This window comes from Bradyrhizobium sp. PRIMUS42 (assembly GCF_023006515.1).
Lineage (GTDB): Bacteria > Pseudomonadota > Alphaproteobacteria > Rhizobiales > Xanthobacteraceae > Bradyrhizobium.
Genome location: NZ_JALBGZ010001417.1, coordinates 1 through 683 on the forward strand (window position 1 = coordinate 1; position 683 = coordinate 683).

The window sequence follows — 683 nt, forward strand, 5'->3', positions numbered from 1 at the left end:
CAGGACGATGACGAGCAGGCGCGGATCGCGTCCTTCGGCGCGCGCGATCCGCGGCATCTGGCTCCATGCGAACAGCGCGCCGGAACCGACCAGAAGCTCGCGCCGCGTCGGCAGGTGATTGACGGAGCCCATGCTCACCTCCTCTGAAAATCCGCCGACATGAACAGCAATGCCAGCGCCTGCTGCCGGCTCTCGGCGCGGCCGACCGCCTGCTTCACCTCGGAGGTGATCTGCGATGCGAAGACATCCTCGATGATGGCTTGCGGATCGGACATGCCGCTGATGCGCTCGGCAAAATTGTTGGCGACGTCAAGCCGCCGGCCGACGCCGTCGATCCAGCTCGCCTCGTCATCCGGATAGCCTTTTGGCGCGGACGGACGCCACAGCGGCTCGCCGAGCAGCTCCTGGCCGCCGGTGAAGCGGACCGGATCGACCTGCGTGATGCCGGTCGTGCGCACCATGCCGACGACCCATTCGCCGGGCCGCTTGAGCTTCGACGGCGGCGCGCGCCAGGCCTCGTCCGATGACACCATCGCGATCGCGACCTGCTTGAGATCGCCCTCGGTGTCGCGAAAAGTCTTCACCATCTGCTCGACGAGCGCCGGCGGCGGCTCGTCGGCGACGAAATGGCGCGCGAGCTTGGTCGCGACATGGGTCGCGGTTGCCGGATGCGCGGCGAGGTC

Annotated in this window: 1 protein-coding gene; it reads right to left on the minus strand. The window is 67.9% G+C overall.

What is annotated here, in order from left to right; genetic code table 11:
- Positions 1-134 precede the first annotated feature (134 nt).
- Positions 135-683 (minus strand): DUF1800 family protein (locus MOV75_RS40775; protein WP_247008506.1); only part of this gene is annotated, 549 nt, incomplete at its 5' end.